We start from the raw sequence: 1,519 nt of genomic DNA, 5'->3' as shown, positions 1-1,519 counted from the left end.
GGGGTGGGGGATGGATTCCTTTGGTTGATGACACCCGCCCCTTCTTTGGGTGGTGGGTGGTTTCAGCTGGGTAGGACTGTTCAAGCATTGTTTGGAGAGTTTGATCCTGGCTCAGGACGAACGCTGGCGGCGTGCTTAACACATGCAAGTCGAGCGGAAAGGCCCTTCGGGGTACTCGAGCGGCGAACGGGTGAGTAACACGTGAGTAACCTGCCCCTGACTCTGGGATAAGCCCGGGAAACTGGGTCTAATACCGGATATGACACCTCCTGGCATCGGGTGGGTGTGGAAAGTTTTTCGGTCGGGGATGGACTCGCGGCCTATCAGCTTGTTGGTGGGGTAACGGCCTACCAAGGCGACGACGGGTAGCCGGCCTGAGAGGGCGACCGGCCACACTGGGACTGAGACACGGCCCAGACTCCTACGGGAGGCAGCAGTGGGGAATATTGCGCAATGGGCGAAAGCCTGACGCAGCGACGCCGCGTGGGGGATGACGGCCTTCGGGTTGTAAACCTCTTTCAGCAGGGACGAAGGTGACGTGTACCTGCAGAAGAAGCGCCGGCTAACTACGTGCCAGCAGCCGCGGTAATACGTAGGGCGCAAGCGTTGTCCGGAATTATTGGGCGTAAAGAGCTCGTAGGTGGCTTGTCACGTCGGGTGTGAAAGCTTGGGGCTTAACTCCAGGTCTGCATTCGATACGGGCTGGCTAGAGGTAGGTAGGGGAGAACGGAATTCCTGGTGTAGCGGTGAAATGCGCAGATATCAGGAGGAACACCGGTGGCGAAGGCGGTTCTCTGGGCCTTACCTGACGCTGAGGAGCGAAAGCGTGGGGAGCGAACAGGATTAGATACCCTGGTAGTCCACGCTGTAAACGTTGGGCGCTAGGTGTGGGGACCTTCCACGGTTTCCGCGCCGTAGCTAACGCATTAAGCGCCCCGCCTGGGGAGTACGGCCGCAAGGCTAAAACTCAAAGGAATTGACGGGGGCCCGCACAAGCGGCGGAGCATGTTGCTTAATTCGACGCAACGCGAAGAACCTTACCAAGGCTTGACATCGCCCGGAAAGCTCCAGAGATGGAGCCCTCTTCGGACTGGGTGACAGGTGGTGCATGGCTGTCGTCAGCTCGTGTCGTGAGATGTTGGGTTAAGTCCCGCAACGAGCGCAACCCTTGTTCAATGTTGCCAGCACGCTCCTTCGGGGGTGGTGGGGACTCATTGGAGACTGCCGGGGTCAACTCGGAGGAAGGTGGGGATGACGTCAAGTCATCATGCCCCTTATGTCTTGGGCTGCAAACATGCTACAATGGCCGGTACAGAGGGTTGCGATACCGCAAGGTGGAGCGAATCCCTAAAAGCCGGTCTCAGTTCGGATTGGGGTCTGCAACTCGACCCCATGAAGTCGGAGTCGCTAGTAATCGCAGATCAGCAACGCTGCGGTGAATACGTTCCCGGGCCTTGTACACACCGCCCGTCACGTCACGAAAGTCGGCAACACCCGAAGCCCGTGGCCCAACCGGACT

The 1,519-nt window shown here is 58.9% G+C and carries 1 rRNA gene; it reads left to right on the top strand.

The annotated features are described in order from the left end of the window. Positions 1-88: 88 nt before the first annotated feature. Positions 89-1,519, top strand: a 16S ribosomal RNA gene (locus ABD817_RS39370); the annotation flags it as partial.

It is taken from the genome of Streptosporangium oxazolinicum, assembly GCF_039537505.1.
GTDB lineage: Bacteria > Actinomycetota > Actinomycetes > Streptosporangiales > Streptosporangiaceae > Streptosporangium > Streptosporangium oxazolinicum.
The sequence above is the reverse complement of the archived record's forward strand: the minus strand, read 5'-3'. Positions and strand labels throughout refer to the sequence as shown.